The following is a 17,318-nucleotide window of genomic DNA, read 5'->3' on the forward strand; positions in this document are numbered from 1 at the left end:
ATGGCCGAGATGATACGCGAATCCATGGAGTACGACGTCGTCATCGTCGGTGCCGGGCCGGCGGGCTTATCCGCCGCGATCCGGCTCAAGCAGCTTGATCCGGCGCTCGAGGTCGTGGTGTTGGAAAAGGGATCCGAGGTCGGCGCGCACATCCTGTCGGGCGCGGTGCTGGACCCCTGTGGTCTCGACGCGCTGATCCCCGACTGGAAAGAAAAGGGCGCGCCGCTGAACGTGCCGGTGCGCGACGACAACTTCTACATGCTGGGCGAGGCGGGCAAGGTGCGCGTGCCGAACTGGCCGATGCCGCCGCTGATGAACAACCACGGCAACTACATCGTCTCCATGGGCAATGTCTGCCGCTGGATGGCCGAACAGGCCGAGGAACTGGGCGTCGAAATCTTCCCCGGCATGGCCTGTTCCGAACTGGTCTATGGTGACAATGGCGAAGTGAAGGGGGTCGTCGCCGGCGTCTTCGGCCTGGAAGCGGACGGGTCCATCGGTGAAAACACCGAACCGGGCATGGAACTGCACGGCAAGTACGTCTTCCTGTCCGAGGGCGTGCGCGGCTCGCTCGCCAAGGAAGTGATGGCGAAATACGACCTGCAAGCCGGGAAAGAGCCGCAGAAATTCGGCCTCGGCATGAAGGAAATCTGGGAAATCGACCCTGACAAGCACCGTGAAGGCTCTGTCACCCACACGATGGGCTGGCCGCTGAACGGAAACGCGGGCGGCGGGTCCTTCATCTATCACCTGGAGAACAACCAGGTTTACGTGGGCTTCGTAGTGCACCTGAATTACCGCAATCCGCACCTGTACCCTTACATGGAATTCCAGCGGTTCAAGCATCACCCGATGGTGGCCGACCTGCTGAAGGGCGGCAAGCGCGTGGCGTATGGAGCGCGAGCGATATCGGAGGGCGGATACCAGTCGATGCCCAAGATGGTGGCGCCGGGCGTGGCGCTGCTGGGCTGCTCGGTGGGCATGGTCAACGTGCCGCGCATCAAGGGCAACCACAACGCCATGCTGTCGGGCAAGGCCGCGGCCGAGGCCGCCTTTGACGCGATCGAGGCCGACCGCGCCGGTGACGAGTTGACCGCCTACGAGGACGAGGTGCGCACCGGCGCCATCGGGCGCGATCTCAAGAAGGTGCGCAACGTGAAACCGATGTGGTCCAAGTGGGGGCTGAGCGCCTCGCTCGCCCTTGGCGGGGTCGACATGTGGACCAACAACCTCTTCGGGCTGAGCCTTTTCGGCACCATGAAACACGGCAAGTCCGACGCCGAGGCGACGGAACCTGCGGACAAGCATCAGCCCATCGACTACCCCAAACCCGACGGCAAGCTGTCCTTCGACCGGCTGACGAATGTCAGCTACTCGATGACCAACCACGAGGAAAACCAGCCGGTGCATCTGACACTGCGGGACGCAAACGTCCCCGTCGCAGTGAACCTGCCGAAATATGCCGGCCCATCGGCGCGCTATTGCCCCGCCGGGGTCTACGAGTTCGTGGAAAAGGACGGTCAACAGCAGTTCGTGATCAATTTCCAGAACTGCGTGCATTGCAAGACCTGCGACATCAAGGACCCCAGCCAGAACATCCACTGGACGGTGCCGCAGGGCGGTGACGGACCGAACTATCCTAACATGTGACCGCGGCGGGGCCGGTGATCGGGCACTGACCTGCGCAATCCCCCGCCGCACGGCCCGGTTGTGATTTGCCCCCGCCGGGGCAGCGCTATACTCATGACGTGCCAAGACGTCCGGAGAGAGAGTACCGTGCCCAGATCCCTCAGCCTTGCAATGATCGCCGCCATCACCCTTTCGGGACCGGTCGCCGCCAATCCGGACCTGGGCGCCTACCTCGCCGCCCGGCAGGCCGGCCTGACACAGGACTACGACGCGGCGGCCACCTATTTCGGCAAGGCGCTGACGCGCGACCCCGGCAACCCTGTCCTGCGCGAGAACACCCTGACCGCGCAGATCGCGGTTGGCCGGGTCCAGGACGCGCTGCCGGTGGCGCAGGCCATGCTGGCGGACGGACAGAACGGGCAGATGGCCAACCTGGTCCTGCTGGCCGAGGCTGCCCGGACCGAGGACTGGGACCGTGTTTTCGACCTGCTGGAAGCCGGACAGGAAGTCGGCCCAATGATCGACGGGTTGACCCAGGCCTGGGCCTTCGTCGGCAAGGGCCGAATGGACGCCGCGCTGGACGCTTTCGACGAGATGGTCGATACCCCCGGGCTGCGCTCTTTCGGCTATTTGCACAAGGCCGCGGCGCTGGCCCAGGTCGGCGACCTGGAAGGGGCCGACGCGATCCTGTCCCTCCCACCCGCGCAAGGCGTGGTGCCCACCCGTGCCTCCATTCTGACCCATGTGCAGGTGCTCTGCCGCCTCGGCCGGTTCGAGCGCGCGCAGCAAGTGCTCGACGACAGCTTCGGCCAGAACACGGCGCCCGAACTGCGCGCCATCCGCGAACAGGTCGCCGCAGGGGTTGTGCCGCCGCGGGCCGGGCTGGCCGATACCCCGTCCGAGGCCATCGCACATCTTTTCCTCAGCCTGGCCGAGGCGCTGCAGGGCGGCGAGGCCGAGCCCTCCTACTTGCTGATGTATGCCCAGGCGGCTACCCATGTTGACCCTGATCGGGCGAGCGCGCATGTCATGGCCGCTCGGCTGCTGGCCGAGCTCGGCCAGCACGATCTGGCCGCCGCCACCTTTGCCCGGGTCGACCCCAGCGACCCTGCTTTCCTGACTGCCGAGCTGGGCCGGGCCGAGGCCCTGCGCGCCCAGGGCCGCACCGAGGCCGCGATAGAGGCGCTTTCGCAGTTGGCCCGCCATCACGGTGACGCCGCGCTAGTGCATGCCTCGCTGGGCGATATCCACCGCGAAGCCAAGGACTATGCCGCGGCCAATACCGCCTATGACAGGGCGCTTTCCCTCTACGGGCCGGATGACCCCTCGCGCTGGTGGGTCACCTATGCCCGCGGCATCACCCACGAGCGGCTGGACCAATGGGACAGCGCCGAGGCCGATTTCCGCGCCGCGCTGCGCCTCAAACCCGGCCAGCCCTCGGTGCTCAACTACCTGGGATACTCCATGGTCGAGATGGGCGAGAACCTGGACGAGGCGCTGGCCATGATCGAACAGGCCGCCGCGGCCCGCCCCGACAGCGGCGCAATCATCGACAGCCTGGGCTGGGTCCTGTTCAAGCTGGGACGCTACGACGAAGCGGTAAAACACATGGAACGGGCGGTCGAGCTGGAGCCGGTCGACCCGATCGTCACCGACCACCTGGGCGATACCTACTGGATGGTGGGCCGAGAGATCGAGGCCCGCTTCCAGTGGCGCCGGGCGCTGTCCTTCGACCCCGAGCCGGAACTGGCCGAACGCATCCGCCGCAAGCTTGAGGTCGGCCTCACGGCGGTGATGCGCGAGGAGGGCCAGGCACCGGCGGACATGGCCTATGAGACCGACTGAGACCGCGCCGCTGACGGAACCGGCCCCGGCGAAGCTGAACCTCTGCCTGCATGTCACCGGGCAGCGCGCCGACGGCTATCACCTGCTTGACTCGCTCGTCGCCTTCACCTCGGTGGGCGACCACGTCACGGCAACCCCGGCCGAGCGGTTGACCCTGAGCATCGACGGGCCCTTTGCCCCCGGCCTGTCGTCGGCGGCCGAGAACCTGGTGCTGCGGGCGGCGCGGTTGCTGGACCCGGATCGCGGCGCCCATGTCCACCTGCACAAGGCCCTGCCCGTCGCCGCCGGGATCGGTGGCGGCTCGGCGGATGCGGCAGCGACCCTGCGGGTCCTGTCGCGGCTCTGGGACCTGCCCCTGCCTGACCCAGCGAGCGTTCTGGGCCTGGGCGCCGATGTGCCCGCCTGCCTTCACCCCGGGCTGCTGCGGATGCGCGGGATCGGCCAGGACCTGACCCGCCTGGGCGACCTGCCCTCGCTGCCACTGCTGCTGGTCAACCCCGGCGTCGCGCTATCCACGCCCGCTGTTTTCGACGGCCTTGAAACCAAGACCAACCCGCCCGTGGACGACGCGATGCCCGCGCCGACGGAGACCGAGGCCTGGGTGGGCTGGCTGGTGCGCCAGCGCAATGACCTCGCCGCCCCGGCCATCGCGGCGCAGCCGGTAATCGGCAGGGTGCTGGACGCGCTCGCGGCCCGCCCCGGCGCCCGGCTGGCCCGCATGTCAGGCTCGGGCGCCACCTGTTTCGCGATTTTCGCGGACCCGGCCCAAAGGGATGCCGCGACCGAGGCTCTTCGCGCCGCCCAGCCGGACTGGTGGATCATGCCGACAGGTGAATGGGCCCGGTGAGGCGGGCGCGTCTTCAACGCACCCGTTCGACCACGTAGTCGGCCAGGTCGATCAGGATGTCGCGGATCGCATGGTCTGGCAGGTCGGCCAACGCCGCCTTGGCGCGGTCGGCCCAAGCCAGCGCCTCCGTACGGGTGGCCCCGATGGCCCCGTGCCGCTCCAGCAGGGCCAGCGCGGTATCCAGGTCATCCGACTCCTGCCGGCCCTTCTCGATGGTGCGCTGCCAGAAGGCGCGCTCCTCGTCATCAGCCGCCGCCACGGCCTTGATCAGCGGCAGCGTCAGCTTGCGCTCGCGGAAATCGTCGCCGATGTTCTTGCCGGTGGCGTCACTGCCCGCGTAGTCGAGGATGTCGTCAACCATCTGGAAGGCAATGCCCAGCGCGTCGCCATAATCGAACATGGCCCGGACACGCGCCTCGTCCTGGCCCGCGATCACGCCGCCCACCTCCATCGCCGCCGCGAACAACGCCGCCGTCTTGCCACGCACGATATGCAGGTAGGTTTCTTCGGTGGTGGCCAAGTCGCGCGCGGCCGTCAGTTGCAGCACCTCGCCTTCGGCGATGGTCGCGGCGGCGCTGGACAGTATGCGCAGCACCCTCAGCGAACCGGTCTCGGTCATCAACTGGAAGGACCGCGCGAAAAGATAGTCCCCCACCAGCACGGACGAGGTGTTGTCCCACAAAAGGTTCGCAGTGGGCCGCCCGCGCCGCTGCGCGCTTTCGTCAACCACGTCGTCGTGCAGCAGCGTGGCGGTGTGTATGAACTCGACCGTGGCCGCCAGGTGCACGTGGTGCGGCCCGTCATAGCCACACATCCGCGCGGCCCCCAGTGTCAGAAGTGGGCGCAGGCGCTTTCCGCCGGCCTCGACAAGATGCGCCGTGACCTCTGGAATGCGTGGCGCGTGTTCAGAGGCCATGCGCGCGCGGATCATGGCGTTGACCTGGTCCATGTCACCGGCCAGCGCCTCGGCCAGGCGCTCCTGCGGTTTGGTGGCGGCATCGAGACTCATGAACTCTCCGTCAAATGCTCGACAAAGGCGCGGGTTTCGCCTTAGGTCAGTGGGATGAAGGAACTTCTGCGCAGCAACGACCCAACCGTGATCGCCTTCGCCAAGGCCCTGCTGGACGGCGAAGGTATAGAGATCTTCGAATTGGACGTAAACATGAGCGTCCTCGAAGGCAGCATCGGCATTTTGCCGCGCCGCATCATGGTGCGGGCGTCGGATCATTTCATGGCCGCGTCCATCCTGCGGGACAATGACATCGACCTCGGCCAGTGATCCCGGGACCGGCGACGCGGCGGGGATGACGCGTGACGCCTTCCTCGGCGGTCGCCTGACCCTGATACAACCTGCGCGCGGCTATCGCGCCGGGGTCGACCCGGTGTTGCTGGCGGCTGCAATCCCCGCACGGGCCGGCCAATCGGTGCTGGACCTGGGTTGCGGCGTGGGCGCGGCGCTCTTTTGTTTGGCTACGCGTGTGCCCGGGCTGACCTTGACCGGCGTGGAATTGCAACCCGATTATGCCGCGCTGGCGCGGGACAATGCCGCGCTCAACGGCTTTGACGCCCGGATCGAGGCGGTCGACCTGCGCGCCCTGCCGCGTGACCTGCGCGACCGGGCCTTCGACCATGTGATCGCCAATCCGCCTTATTTCGACCGCCGCCAGGGCACAGCCTCGGCGGTGGCAGGGCGCGAGACGGCCTGCGGCGGCGACACGCCCCTGTCCGACTGGATCGAGACCGCGACGCGGCGCCTGGCGCCCCGGGGCTACCTCACCCTGGTCCAGAAAGCCGACCGCCTGCCAGAGCTGCTGGGCGCCATGGATCACCGGCTTGGCAGCATCACGGTCTGGCCGGTGGCGGGCCGCGCCGGTCGCCCTGCCGACCGTGTCCTCATCTGCGCACGCAAGGAAGGGCGCGCGCCCTTCCGGCTGCTGGCGCCGCTGGTTCTGCATGCCGGCCCGACGCACGACAGCGATGCCGAGGACCATACCGAACAGGTCCACGAGGTGCTGCGGAATGGCGCCGCCTTGCCGATGATCGGTTAACCTTTCAGCAAGGCTTTGCTGTTTTCCTCCAACAAGACGCTTGGCCGGGCCGGTTTTCTGCCTTGCGGCGTGACAGGCGCCGTAAGGTATGATGCACTCTCGGAACAACTCAACCGCATGGAGGACCCAAATGAGCATGATGTCACATCTTCAGGAGCTCAAGAGAAAGCATGACCAACTGTCCGAAGCCGTTGAGACCGCCCAGCGCGCGCCGGGGAGCGACGACCTCGAAGTCGCGCGCATGAAGAAGCAGAAACTGCAACTCAAGGAAGAAATCGCCCGCCTGGAAGAGCGGGCCTGATGACCCTGCGAGATTGAAACAGAAAAGGCCGCCCCCTCGGGCGGCCTTTGTCGTTTCACGGTCGTCGCCGCGCACCATTGCGACTCAGACGAAGAACTGACCGCCATTGGCCGAAATGGTCGAGCCATTGACGAAACTGGAATCGTCGGAGGCCAGGAAGGCCACGCAGCGGGCGATTTCCTCGGGTTCGCCCAGGCGGCCCGCAGGAATCTGGCTGATGATCGCTTCGCGCACCTTTTCGGGCACGGCCATGACCATCTCGGTCGCGATGTAGCCGGGGCAGACGGCATTGGCGGTGATGCCCTTGGCCGCGCCTTCCTGGGCCAGTGACTTTATGATGCCAAGATCACCCGCCTTCGTGGCAGCATAGTTGACCTGCGCGAACTGGCCCTTCTGGCCGTTGATCGAGGAGATCACGATGACCCGGCCGAAACCGCGCTCGCGCATCCCCGGCCAGACCGGGTGCACGGTGTTGAAGACACCGGTCAGGTTGGTGTCGATGACCTGGGACCACTGTTCCGGGGTCATCTTGTGGAAAGGGGCGTCCTTGGTGATGCCCGCGTTGGCCACGACCACCTCGACCGGGCCGAGATCGGCCTCCACCTTTTCGATGCCGGCCTTGGAATCGTCATAGTCGGCGACGTTCCACTTGTAGGTCTTGATGCCGGTTTCCTCGGTGAACTTGGCGGCTGCCTCGTCATTGCCGGCATAGGTCGCGGCGACCTCGTAGCCCTCTTGCTTGAGCTTCTTTGAAATGGCGGCGCCGATGCCGCGGCTGCCCCCTGTCACCAGTGCAACTCGTCCCATGGTCTTTCTCCTCCTTCAGGGGATGGTTCGGGGCACCCTCCAAGGGCTGCCCCCTTTTTCCGTGTCGGCGTCCTCAGCGCTCGACGCAGAGCGCGACACCCATGCCACCACCAATGCAGAGGGTCGCCAGACCCTTCCTGGCGCCGCGGCGCTTCATTTCGAACAGCAGGGTGTTCAGGACCCGTGCGCCCGAAGCGCCGATCGGATGGCCGATGGCGATGGCGCCGCCGTTCACGTTCACGATCTCGGGGTTCCAGCCCATGTCCTTGTTCACGGCGCAGGCCTGGGCGGCGAAGGCCTCGTTCGCTTCGACAAGGTCAAGGTCGCCGACCGACCAGCCGGCCTTGTCGAGCGCCTTGCGGCTGGCATGGATCGGGCCGACGCCCATGATCGAGGGATCCAGCCCGGCGGTTGCATAGCTGGCGATGCGGGCCAGCGGCTCGATGCCGCGCTTCTCGGCCTCGTCGGCACTCATCAGGAGTGTCCCGGCGGCACCATCATTCAGCCCCGAGGCATTCGCGGCCGTTACCGATCCGTCCTTGGTGAAGGCCGGGCGCATCTTCTCCATCGCCTCGATCGTGGCACCGTGGCGGATGTACTCGTCCTTGTCGACCACGATGTCGCCCTTGCGGGTCTTGACTGTGAAGGCGACGACCTCGTCGTCGAACTTGCCGGCGGTCTGGGCGGCCTCGGCCTTGTTCTGGCTGGCCAGCGCGAATGCGTCCTGCTCGTCACGGGAAATCTGCCACTGCTCGGCCACGTTTTCGGCGGTCTGCCCCATGTGATAGCCGTTGAAGGCATCCCAGAGCCCGTCGCGGATCATCGTGTCGATGTATTTCATGTCGCCCATCTTGTGCCCCTGGCGCAGATTGGCCGCATGGGGCGACATCGACATGTTTTCCTGTCCGCCGGCGGCCACGATTTGCGCATCGCCCAGCATGATGTGCTGGGCACCCAGCGCTACGGCCCGAAGACCCGAGCCACAGACCTGGTTGATGCCCCAGGCGGCGCTTTCCTTGGGCAGGCCGGCATTGACATGCGCCTGCCGGGCCGGGTTCTGGCCCTGGGCGGCGGTCAGCACCTGGCCAAGGATCGTTTCCGAAACCTCGCCCTTGTCAACGCCGGCCCGCTCGACAAGGGCTTCCAGCACGGCGGTGCCAAGATCGTGGGCGGGGGTGTTGGCAAAGGAACCGCCGAAGCTGCCCACTGCGGTGCGGGCGGCTGATGCGATAACGACATTGGTCATGGATGAGTCCTCTCTTGATCCGTCAGGTTTGGCGGACAGGACCCGGACGCGGACACGGAATCACGCGGGCCCGAACCCGCCATTTGCCCCCTCATAGGATGTCCATACTGCGTCCGCAACATGGATTGCAGAGCGGTCGAGCAATCTTGTTTCAATATCGCCACCTGAAACGTTCATATCCGAAAGCGCGGAACGCCATAGTAGTAGCCCTGAAGGCAATCGACGCCAAAGCGGGTCACGACCTCGGCCTCGCGGGCGGTTTCGACCCCCTCGGCGACGGCGAACATCTCGAACTGATGGGCGATGGTGATCAGCGCTTCGGCGATTACCTGGTTGTCCGGGTCCTGGTCGATGGCCCGGACAAAGCAGCTGTCCACCTTCACCAGATCGAAGAAGAAATCCTTGAGGTGGCGAAAAGCGGTCAGCCCCGCGCCGAAATCATCCAGCCCGAAGGCCACGCCGAGGGGCTGCATCTCTTCCATGAAGCGGATGACGACCTCTGGCAGCTGCATGGCGCTGGCTTCGTTGATTTCCAGGATCAGACGATGGCCAAGGTCCGGGTCGTCGTGCAACGCCTTGTCGAGTACGCGTCGCCAGGCCCCGTCGCCCAGGGACCGGGCCGAGACGTTCACCGCCAGCCGCACGCCCGGTACTTCCCGCAACCGCGCAAAACCGAGGGCCAGCGCGGCGCAATCGATATCTCTGCCGACACGGTCATCCTCAATCCGGTCCATGAACTGGGCTGCCGGGATGATACGACCGGTCTCGTCGAGAACGCGGATCAGACCCTCGTGAAAGGCCACCTTGCCGCCCGGCCCCGCCAGGACCACCGGCTGGAAGGCCAGCGCACAGTGATCCTGCGCCAGGGCGTCGCGCACCATTCCCATGACATCCCTGTCGCGCACGCTGATCGCGTAGTCCAGCGGGTCCTTGGGCACCTGGTCGTCAAGCGCGGATCGGGAAAGATCAAAGGCGGGCATCGGCCCCTCCGTTCTCGGCCCTCCCGATTTGCCAGTGCCGCCGTTAAGGGGTGGTAAAACAGGACCGTTTACGTTGAATTGTCGCGACAAGGAGGCGCGATGGAACGCTGCGGATGGGCCGGGCCCGATCAGATCTACCTCGAGTACCACGACACCGAATGGGGCGTGCCCGAGCGTGACAGCCGGGCGCTTTGGGAAAAACTGGTCCTGGACGGTTTCCAGGCCGGCCTCAGCTGGATCACCATCCTGAAGAAGCGCGAGAATTTCCGTGCCGCCTTCGAGGGCTTCGAGCCTGAGATCATCGCCGGCTGGGGCGATGCCGAGGTATCCCGCCTGCTGGCGGACCCCGGCATCATTCGCCACCGCGGCAAGATCGAGGCCACCGTCTCCAACGCCCGCGCCTACCTGGAGATCGAGGATTTCTCGGGCTTCTGCTGGTCCTACGTAGGCGGCGCGCCACTCCAGAACCGCTGGGCCAGCCTTGCCGACGTACCGGCCGCCACGCCGCTGTCAACGCGGATGTCAAAGGACCTGAAAAAGGCCGGGTTCAAGTTCTGCGGTCCGACCACCGTCTATGCCTGGATGCAGGCCTGCGGACTGGTCAATGACCACCTTGTCTCCTGCCCGCGCCACGCCCCCTGTGCGGCCATGGCCTAGGCGGACGGCTTGCCCGCTGATCCCGCCCCGCTACCTGCAAGGGGTCGCAGGACGGGAACCGGAACATGACCACGCCACCTACACGCCGCCCCGAAGGTCTTTCGGTGCCGAGCCGCAGGCTGGGCCGCTCGGCGCGCATGGGCGGGCTGGCAATGGGGCTGGCGGGCCGCATGGCACGCGACGGGCTGGTCGGCCTTGGCCGCGGCCAACGCCCCGACCGGCGCGCCTTGCTACTGACCCCGGCCAACCTGCATCGCATCACCAACGAGCTGGCCCGGATGCGCGGCGCGGCCATGAAGGTGGGGCAACTCGTCTCGATGGATGCCGGCACAGTCCTGCCGCCCGACCTCGCGCAGATCATGGCCCGCTTGCGCGACGGGGCCGACTTCATGCCGCCAAAGCAGCTGAAATCAGTGCTTACCTCCGCCTGGGGGCCGGACTGGCTGCGCCGCGTCGAACAGTTCGACGTACGCCCCATCGCAGCGGCCTCGATCGGGCAGGTCCACAAGGCACGGCTGAAGGACGGGCGCACCGTCGCCGTCAAGGTGCAGTATCCCGGCATCGCCCGCAGCATCGACAGCGACGTGGCCAACGTCGGCAGCCTGGTCCGCCTGTCCGGGCTTGTCCCTCGCGGGCTGGACCTGGCCCCGCTGCTGGAGGAGGCGCGCAGGCAGTTGCACGCGGAAACCGACTATGCCGCCGAGGCCGCGCAGATGACCCGGTTCGCCGATCTGCTGGACAGCGACCCCCGGTTCGCTCTGCCCCGCCCTGTGCCCGCGTTCACGACGAAGACTGTACTGACTATGGATTTCGTCGCAGGTCGGCCCATCGAAGCGCTGGAGAATGCGCCTCAGGCCAGCCGCAACCGGGTGGTCGAAGCCCTTTTCGACCTGCTACTGCGGGAAATCTTCGAATTCGGGCTGGTCCAGACCGACCCGAATTTCGCCAACTACCGTCACGACCCGGAGACCGACCGAATCGCCCTACTGGATTTCGGCGCCACGCGCGCCTTGGCCCCCTGGGTGGCCCCCGCTTACGGCGCGCTGATCCGCGCGGGGCTGGCAGGCACGCGCGACGACATGATCACGGCGGCCCGCAGGCTCGGCCTGCTGGACGACACCCTGCGCCACGACCACCGTGACCGCGTCATCGCCATGATCGAAACCGCCTTCGATGACTTGCGCCGGCACCCCGTCTACGATTTCTCCGATCAGGGCCTTGCCCGCACTCTTCAAGCCGAAGGCATGGCGCTGGCGCAAGAGGGCCTCGCCCCCACCCCGCCAGCGGCCGACGTGCTGTTCCTGCAACGAAAGATCGGCGGGCTCTACCTGCTGGCCGCGCGACTGGGCGCGCGCGTTGCCCTGCATGACCTGCTGGACCGGCACCTGCCCTGATCACCAGCGCCTGAGCGCATCCTCGTCCTCGTCCCGCGCGGCGACCCAGTCAGCCCCCGCGCCGCTGCGCTCCTTCTTCCAGAAGGGTGCCCGGGACTTCAGGTAGTCCATCAGGAAATCCGCCGCTTCGAAGGCATCCTTGCGATGACGCGACGCGGTAGCGACCATCATGATCACCTCGCCCGGCGTCAGCGCGCCGTGGCGGTGAATGATCAAGGCATCCGCCAGGTCCCAGCGGCGCATGGCCTCGTCGCGGATCTGGCCCAGCGCCTTTTCCGTCATGCCCGGGTAATGCTCGATCTCCATCGCCTGCAACCCGCCATCCACGTCGCGCACCAGGCCGGAAAAACTGACGACAGCCCCCGCGCGGTCTACCGCCGCGGAAAAAGCGTTCAGCTCGACACCGGGATCGAAGACATCGGACTGGACCCGGATTCTCATGTCTTCATCCCCCGGTCATCGGCGGGAATAGAGCGACCTCGCGCACGCCGTCCAGCGAATCCGTGAACTCCGCCAATTCCTGGTCCAGCGCCACGCGAAGCGCAGAAATGTCCGCAAGGGCCACCGCATAGCGTTCTTCGCGCCCGCGCAACTCCTCGACCAGCTCGGCCACGGTGGCGGCGTCGGTCTGCACCTCCTCGCGTGGCCGGCCGATGCGTTCGCGGACCCAGGCGAAATAGAGCACCTGCATGGCTACCCCTTCAAATGCGGCAGGGACTTGCGAAAGTAGTCCCCACCCGTGACAAGTGTCAGAACCATCGCCGCCCAGAGCAGCAGGATTCCAATCCACCAACTGTATATCATGCCGTGGTATTTCCAGAGGATGCCGTTCTCATCCGGCACGGTCCCGTCCAGGATCGCGAAAACCGTTTCCGCGTCCATCCCCTCTGTCTGCATGGCAAAATAAGTCTGGAAGGCGCCCGTGGAGAACAGCACCGCGATGGCGGTCATCTGCGCGGCGGTTTTCCACTTGGCCAGCCGCGTGACCTTGAGCGTCCCGGCCGTGTCCCCCAGGAATTCGCGCAAACCGCTGACAAAGGTCTCGCGGAAAAGGATCAGCGTCGCAGGTAGCAGGATCCACGGGTCCATGCCGGAAAACCCGCAGATGACCAGCAACGCGATCACCACCATGGCCTTGTCCGCGATCGGGTCCAGCATGGCGCCGAACTTCGACTCCTGGCTCCAAGCCCGGGCCAGGTAGCCGTCGATCCAGTCTGTCACCGCGGCCACCGAAAACAGCGCGAGCGCGATCCAGTCCGCCCAGGGCCTGGCAAAATATAGGAACAGGACCGCGACGCCGGGCGCAGCCAGCAGGCGAAGAACCGTCAGGATATTCGGCAGGGTCCATTTCATACCCGTTTCCTAGCGCCATTCCCCGCCCCACGCCACACCCCCCGCTTCTTTGGGTCGAAAATACCGCGGGGGTTTGGGGGCTGGCCCCCAAACCCGAGGAGGAGCAGCGCGACGACGAGGTGCCCTGCGTGCCGCAGGCACACTTTTCAGTCAGCCCTTCTCGTGGAAATGCCCGTGGATCGTCTCGGCCATGGCCTCCGAAATCCCGTCCACCACCTTGAGATCCGCCAGTGCCGCGCGCCCCACCGCCTTGGCCGAGCCGAAATGCGCCAGAAGCGCCCGCTTGCGCGCCGCGCCCACGCCGGGGATATCGTCCAGCGGTGTGGCCCCCACCGCCTTGGCCCGCTTGGCACGATGGGTGCCGATGGCAAACCGATGCGCCTCGTCGCGCAGGCGCTGGATGAAATAGAGCACCGGGTCGTTATGGCGCAGTGCCATGACCGGCTTGCCGGTCCGGTGGAATTCCTCCTTGCCATGGTCGCGGTCAGGCCCCTTGGCCACGCCGACCATCGGCACGTCCCCCACACCCAGTTCCTCCATGATCTGGCGCACGGCACTGACTTGGCCCGCGCCGCCGTCGATCAGTAGCAAGCCCGGCCACTGCCCGGACCGACGGTCTGGATCTTCCTTCAACAAGCGCTTGAACCGCCGGGTCAACACCTCTTTCATCATGCCGAAATCGTCGCCCGGCGTCAGGTCGTCCCCCTTGATGTTGAACTTGCGATACTGGCCCTTCTCGAACCCCTCGGGCCCGGCCACGATCATCGCACCGACCGCGTTCGTGCCCTGGATATGGCTGTTGTCATAGACCTCGATGCGCTGCGGCACCTCGCCCAGGTCGAAGGCCTCGGCCACGCCCTTGAACAATTTGCCCTGCGTTGCCGTCTCGGACATCTTTCGGGCGAGGCTCTCGCGGGCATTGCGCAAGGCCCCGCCGACAAGGTCGGCCTTCTCGCCGCGCTGCGGGACCGTGATCTCGACCTTGCGACCGGCCTTCTCGGCCAGCGCCCGGCCCAGCAGATCCGCGTCATCGACTCCGTGCGACAACAACAGCTGCCGCGGCGGCTCGCGCTGGTCGTAGAACTGCGCGACAAAGGCCTGCATGACCTCGGCGGCGTCCTCCTCGCCAGTCACGCGGGGATAGTAGTCGCGGTTGCCCCAGTTCTGGTTGGCCCGGATGAAGAAGACCTGTACGCAGGCCTGTCCGCCCTCGGTATGCAGTGCGATGATGTCGGCTTCGGCCACGCCTTGCGGGTTGATACCCTGTGCGGTCTGCACCGAGCTAAGCGCGCGGATGCGGTCGCGCAGTGCGGCGGCGCGCTCGAACTGCATCTCTGCGGCGGCCTGTTCCATCTGCGCGGCCAGCGCCGCCTGCATCTCGGTCGACTTGCCCCGCAGGAAGCGTTCGGCATCCCGCACGAGCGCGGAGTAATCCTCGCGGCTGATCTTGCCGACACAGGGTGCGCTGCACCGCTTGATCTGGTACAGCAAACAGGGCCGCGTCCGGGTTTCGTAGTCGCTGTCGGTGCAGGTGCGCAGCAGGAACGCCTTTTGCAACGTGTTCAGCGTGCGGTTGACCGCCCCGGCACTGGCGAAAGGGCCGTAATAGGCGCCCTTCTGTTTCTTGGCACCACGATGCTTGCCGATGCGCGGAAAGTCATGATCCTTGGCCACAAGGATGTTGGGGAAGGATTTGTCATCCCGCAGCAGCACGTTGTATTTCGGCTTGAGCTGCTTGATCAGGTTCTGTTCCAGCAGCAGCGCCTCGGTCTCGGTCGCCGTGGTAAGGAACATCATCGAGGCGGTTTCGCGGATCATGCGCGCGATGCGGGGAGAATGCCCGGTGGGCCGCACGTAGTTGCCGACACGCGCCCTCAGGTTGCGCGCCTTTCCGACGTATAGCACCTGGCTCTGGGCATCCAGCATCCGGTAGACGCCGGGGCTGGCGTCCAGGGTCTTCAGGTAGGCATGGATGACCTGCGCGCCGGTCCGGGTTGGGCTCTCCGCATCGTTCATGGGCCTAGCTTATGATTCTGGTGACGGCCTGCAATGACCCAGCGCGGGGATCAAGCGGCAACATACCCACCGTTCCTGTGGACAACCCCGTGGGCAAGGTTTTGGGCATCGGGAATTTCCCTTGTTTCATGACGATTTCGTAACCTTGCTCAATTTTTGGGCAAACCCCCAACTAACTGATTAAAGTGGATATTTTTTTATCCCCAACGCAAGCTTCTGAGTTTGTTACAGAATTGTTAAGCCGCATCCGCCCGGTCCGGCGCCCGTGCACAACTTGCCGCGCGATCATTCCGGCCCGAGCACGTCCGGCGTCTTCCAGGCCAGGTGCTGGCCGCCGTCGATGCACAGGAGTTGCCCCGTCACTGCCGGCGCATCGAGGAAATACCCCAGCGCCGCGGTGATGTCCGCCGGGTTCGATCCGCGCTCGAGCACGGTGGCGGCACGCTGTCGCGCAAAATGTTCGGCGCTCTGGCGCGCGCCCTGCATGGTCGGCCCCGGCCCGATGGCGTTGACGCGCACCCGCGGCGCCAGGGCTTGTGCCGCCGTCTGGGTGAAGGCCCAGAGTCCCATCTTGGCGATGGTGTAGCTCATGAAGGCCGGGGTCAGCTTGCGCACCCTCTGGTCAACCATGTTTACCACCAAGGTGCGCGCCCGCGGCTCGCCATTGGCATCGGTTTCCGCATCGGGCGCCTGGTCAGCCAACGCCTGTGTCAGCACGACCGGCGCGCGCAGGTTGGAGTCCAGGTGCCTGTCCCAGCTGTCCCGGGTGATCGTGTCGATCTGGTCGTATTCGAAGACCGAAGCGTTGTTCACAAGGCAACTGACCTGCCCCAGCGCCTGGACCGCCCGCGGCAGCAGGGCCTGCGTGGCGTCCTCGGACAGAAGGTCGGCCTGTAACGCGACGGCGCGGCGGCCCATGCCCTCGATCTGTGCCACGACGTCTTCGGCGCCCTGCGCGCTACCGTTGTAATGCACGGCCACATCCAGACCGCGCCCGGCCAGATAGAGCGCCATCGCACGTCCGAGGCGCTTTCCGCCCCCGGTGATCAAGGCCACACCCGTCATAGAACCACCCCTACATAAGTGACGTAAAGCACGCAGAACGCGATCCCCCAGACCCGGTTGATGTTCCTGCCGAAGAACACGAAAGGCACGAGGATCAGGGACGCGCCCAGCATGACCCAGAGATCAAAGCGCAGGATTTCAGGGGACACCGGGATCTCACCCACCAGGGCGGCCACGCCGATGATCCCCAACAGGTTGAACATGTTCGACCCGATGACATTGCCTAGGGCCACGTCGGCCTGCCGGCGCAGCGCCGCCACGACTGTGGTCGCCAGTTCGGGCAGGGACGTACCCACGGCCACCAGCGTCAGCCCGATGGCCGTTTCCGAAACGCCGAAATCCCGGGCTATGTTGCTGGCCCCGTCCACCAGCAGGTTGGCGCCCAACGGGAGCCCGATCAGCCCCAGCGCCAGGAACAGGATGATCCTGGGCCACGGCAGGTTGGGGTCCGCGCCCTCCAGGTCCTCGACGGCACCGGCCGGCGCCTCGGCGTCGGCCTTGCGGTGATCGTTGGCCGCGCGGGCCGCATGGATCAGCATCGCCGCCAGGGCCGTCAGCAGGATCAGACCCGATATCCAGTCGAACCGTCCGCGAAAGGCCAGCGCGATGAACAGGACGGTCGCCCCGATCATCTGCATGTAGCTATCGCGCGAGTTGCAGGCACCCGTGTGCATCACCGTCAGCAGCGCCGGCACACCAAGGACCATCAGCACGTTCGCGGTGTTCGAGCCGACCACGTTGCCCAGCGCCAGCCCCGGCACACCGTCCCAGATCGCCTGCACCGAGATCAGCAGCTCGGGGGCCGAGGTGCCGAAGGCCACGATGGTCAACGACACGATCAGGGCCGGGATGCCGATACGCAGCGACATGTTGACAGCGCCCTTGACCAGGCTGTCCCCGGCGAGCAACAGGATCAGCAGGCCCAGCCCGGTGTAGACCCAGTCCATCAGCATCAGCCACGCCCCTTGCAGTCACAGGGTTTGCCGAAGGTGTATCTGCCACACTTGGAGCACTTGGCCGCCGAGAGCCTGTCCTGCGCCCGGCGCACGACACGCGGCGCACGAAGCTTGCCGAACATGCCCAGCACGCCGATGAAGACGAGGAAGATAAGAACGATCTTGGAAATCACG

The 17,318-nt window shown here is 65.9% G+C and carries 19 protein-coding genes; 8 read left to right on the top strand and 11 right to left on the bottom strand.

The window, feature by feature from the left end; genetic code table 11:
- The 3 genes from VJ897_RS10410 to VJ897_RS10420 all read left to right on the top strand — a co-directional run bounded on the left by VJ897_RS10410 (position 1) and on the right by VJ897_RS10420 (position 4,321).
- Entirely contained in the window at positions 1-1,650 is a 1,650-nt protein-coding gene (locus VJ897_RS10410) for an electron transfer flavoprotein-ubiquinone oxidoreductase (RefSeq protein WP_324055552.1), read from the top strand.
- Between the two features lie 126 nt (positions 1,651-1,776).
- Positions 1,777-3,474: a tetratricopeptide repeat protein gene (locus VJ897_RS10415; RefSeq protein WP_324055553.1), complete on the top strand. Its 1,698-nt coding sequence runs from the start codon at positions 1,777-1,779 to the stop codon at positions 3,472-3,474.
- Between the two features lie 10 nt (positions 3,475-3,484).
- Entirely contained in the window at positions 3,485-4,321 is an 837-nt protein-coding gene (locus tag VJ897_RS10420) for a 4-(cytidine 5'-diphospho)-2-C-methyl-D-erythritol kinase (RefSeq protein ID WP_324055694.1), read from the top strand.
- Between the two features lie 13 nt (positions 4,322-4,334).
- Here VJ897_RS10420 and VJ897_RS10425 read toward each other — a convergent pair whose 3' ends face one another.
- A complete protein-coding gene (locus VJ897_RS10425) occupies positions 4,335-5,330 on the bottom strand; it encodes a polyprenyl synthetase family protein (RefSeq protein ID WP_324055554.1) in 996 nt (331 codons plus the stop codon).
- Positions 5,331-5,384: 54 nt separating this feature from the next.
- On the opposite strand from VJ897_RS10425, the gene VJ897_RS10430 reads away from it, so the two are divergent.
- The 3 genes from VJ897_RS10430 to VJ897_RS10440 all read left to right on the top strand — a co-directional run bounded on the left by VJ897_RS10430 (position 5,385) and on the right by VJ897_RS10440 (position 6,670).
- The gene (locus VJ897_RS10430) at positions 5,385-5,600 is read left to right on the top strand and encodes a putative signal transducing protein (protein ID WP_324055555.1); all 216 of its coding nucleotides are present in this window, start codon (positions 5,385-5,387) and stop codon (positions 5,598-5,600) included.
- On the top strand, positions 5,578-6,369 hold the full coding sequence (locus VJ897_RS10435) for a tRNA1(Val) (adenine(37)-N6)-methyltransferase (RefSeq protein ID WP_324055556.1): 792 nt from the start codon (positions 5,578-5,580) through the stop codon (positions 6,367-6,369). Before VJ897_RS10430 ends, VJ897_RS10435 begins: the two co-directional genes overlap by 23 nt.
- 130 nt (positions 6,370-6,499) lie before the next feature.
- Complete coding sequence (locus tag VJ897_RS10440) at positions 6,500-6,670, top strand: YdcH family protein (protein WP_324055557.1); 171 nt, start codon at positions 6,500-6,502, stop codon at positions 6,668-6,670.
- 84 nt (positions 6,671-6,754) lie between these two features.
- Here VJ897_RS10440 and phbB read toward each other — a convergent pair whose 3' ends face one another.
- The 3 genes from phbB to VJ897_RS10455 all read right to left on the bottom strand — a co-directional run bounded on the left by phbB (position 6,755) and on the right by VJ897_RS10455 (position 9,703).
- Positions 6,755-7,477, bottom strand: coding sequence for an acetoacetyl-CoA reductase (phbB, locus tag VJ897_RS10445; RefSeq protein ID WP_324055558.1), 723 nt, complete (start codon positions 7,475-7,477; stop codon positions 6,755-6,757).
- A gap of 73 nt (positions 7,478-7,550) precedes the next feature.
- Complete coding sequence (locus VJ897_RS10450) at positions 7,551-8,723, bottom strand: acetyl-CoA C-acetyltransferase (protein ID WP_324055559.1); 1,173 nt, start codon at positions 8,721-8,723, stop codon at positions 7,551-7,553.
- 173 nt (positions 8,724-8,896) lie between these two features.
- Complete coding sequence (locus VJ897_RS10455) at positions 8,897-9,703, bottom strand: EAL domain-containing protein (RefSeq protein WP_324055560.1); 807 nt, start codon at positions 9,701-9,703, stop codon at positions 8,897-8,899.
- Positions 9,704-9,802: 99 nt separating this feature from the next.
- On the opposite strand from VJ897_RS10455, the gene VJ897_RS10460 reads away from it, so the two are divergent.
- Both VJ897_RS10460 and VJ897_RS10465 read left to right on the top strand, forming a co-directional pair.
- On the top strand, positions 9,803-10,360 hold the full coding sequence (locus tag VJ897_RS10460; protein ID WP_324055561.1) for a DNA-3-methyladenine glycosylase I: 558 nt from the start codon (positions 9,803-9,805) through the stop codon (positions 10,358-10,360).
- Between the two features lie 65 nt (positions 10,361-10,425).
- Positions 10,426-11,754 (top strand): ABC1 kinase family protein, encoded by a 1,329-nt coding sequence (locus tag VJ897_RS10465; protein WP_324055562.1) that lies wholly within the window; start codon positions 10,426-10,428, stop codon positions 11,752-11,754.
- Here the strand turns inward: VJ897_RS10465 and VJ897_RS10470 are convergent, their stop codons facing one another.
- From VJ897_RS10470 to VJ897_RS10500, 7 genes are all read right to left on the bottom strand, one after another.
- Entirely contained in the window at positions 11,755-12,195 is a 441-nt protein-coding gene (locus VJ897_RS10470; RefSeq protein WP_324055563.1) for a molybdenum cofactor biosynthesis protein MoaE, read from the bottom strand. It lies immediately after the preceding gene.
- A 4-nt stretch (positions 12,196-12,199) separates the two neighbouring features.
- Complete coding sequence (gene moaD, locus VJ897_RS10475; RefSeq protein ID WP_324055564.1) at positions 12,200-12,445, bottom strand: molybdopterin converting factor subunit 1; 246 nt, start codon at positions 12,443-12,445, stop codon at positions 12,200-12,202.
- A 2-nt stretch (positions 12,446-12,447) separates the two neighbouring features.
- Positions 12,448-13,107 carry a CDP-diacylglycerol--glycerol-3-phosphate 3-phosphatidyltransferase gene (gene pgsA, locus VJ897_RS10480; RefSeq protein WP_324055565.1) on the bottom strand — a complete coding sequence of 220 codons (660 nt, stop codon included), beginning with the start codon at positions 13,105-13,107 and terminating at the stop codon, positions 12,448-12,450.
- Between the two features lie 150 nt (positions 13,108-13,257).
- On the bottom strand, positions 13,258-15,123 hold the full coding sequence (uvrC, locus tag VJ897_RS10485; RefSeq protein ID WP_324055566.1) for an excinuclease ABC subunit UvrC: 1,866 nt from the start codon (positions 15,121-15,123) through the stop codon (positions 13,258-13,260).
- Between the two features lie 285 nt (positions 15,124-15,408).
- The gene (locus VJ897_RS10490) at positions 15,409-16,188 is read right to left on the bottom strand and encodes an SDR family oxidoreductase (RefSeq protein ID WP_324055567.1); all 780 of its coding nucleotides are present in this window, start codon (positions 16,186-16,188) and stop codon (positions 15,409-15,411) included.
- Complete coding sequence (locus tag VJ897_RS10495) at positions 16,185-17,141, bottom strand: calcium/sodium antiporter (protein ID WP_324055569.1); 957 nt, start codon at positions 17,139-17,141, stop codon at positions 16,185-16,187. Before VJ897_RS10495 ends, VJ897_RS10490 begins: the two co-directional genes overlap by 4 nt.
- The gene (locus VJ897_RS10500) at positions 17,141-17,317 is read right to left on the bottom strand and encodes a hypothetical protein (protein WP_324055571.1); all 177 of its coding nucleotides are present in this window, start codon (positions 17,315-17,317) and stop codon (positions 17,141-17,143) included. Before VJ897_RS10500 ends, VJ897_RS10495 begins: the two co-directional genes overlap by 1 nt.
- Between the last annotated feature and the right edge of the window lies 1 nt (position 17,318).

This window comes from Salibaculum sp., assembly GCF_035270045.1.
Lineage (GTDB): Bacteria > Pseudomonadota > Alphaproteobacteria > Rhodobacterales > Rhodobacteraceae > Salibaculum.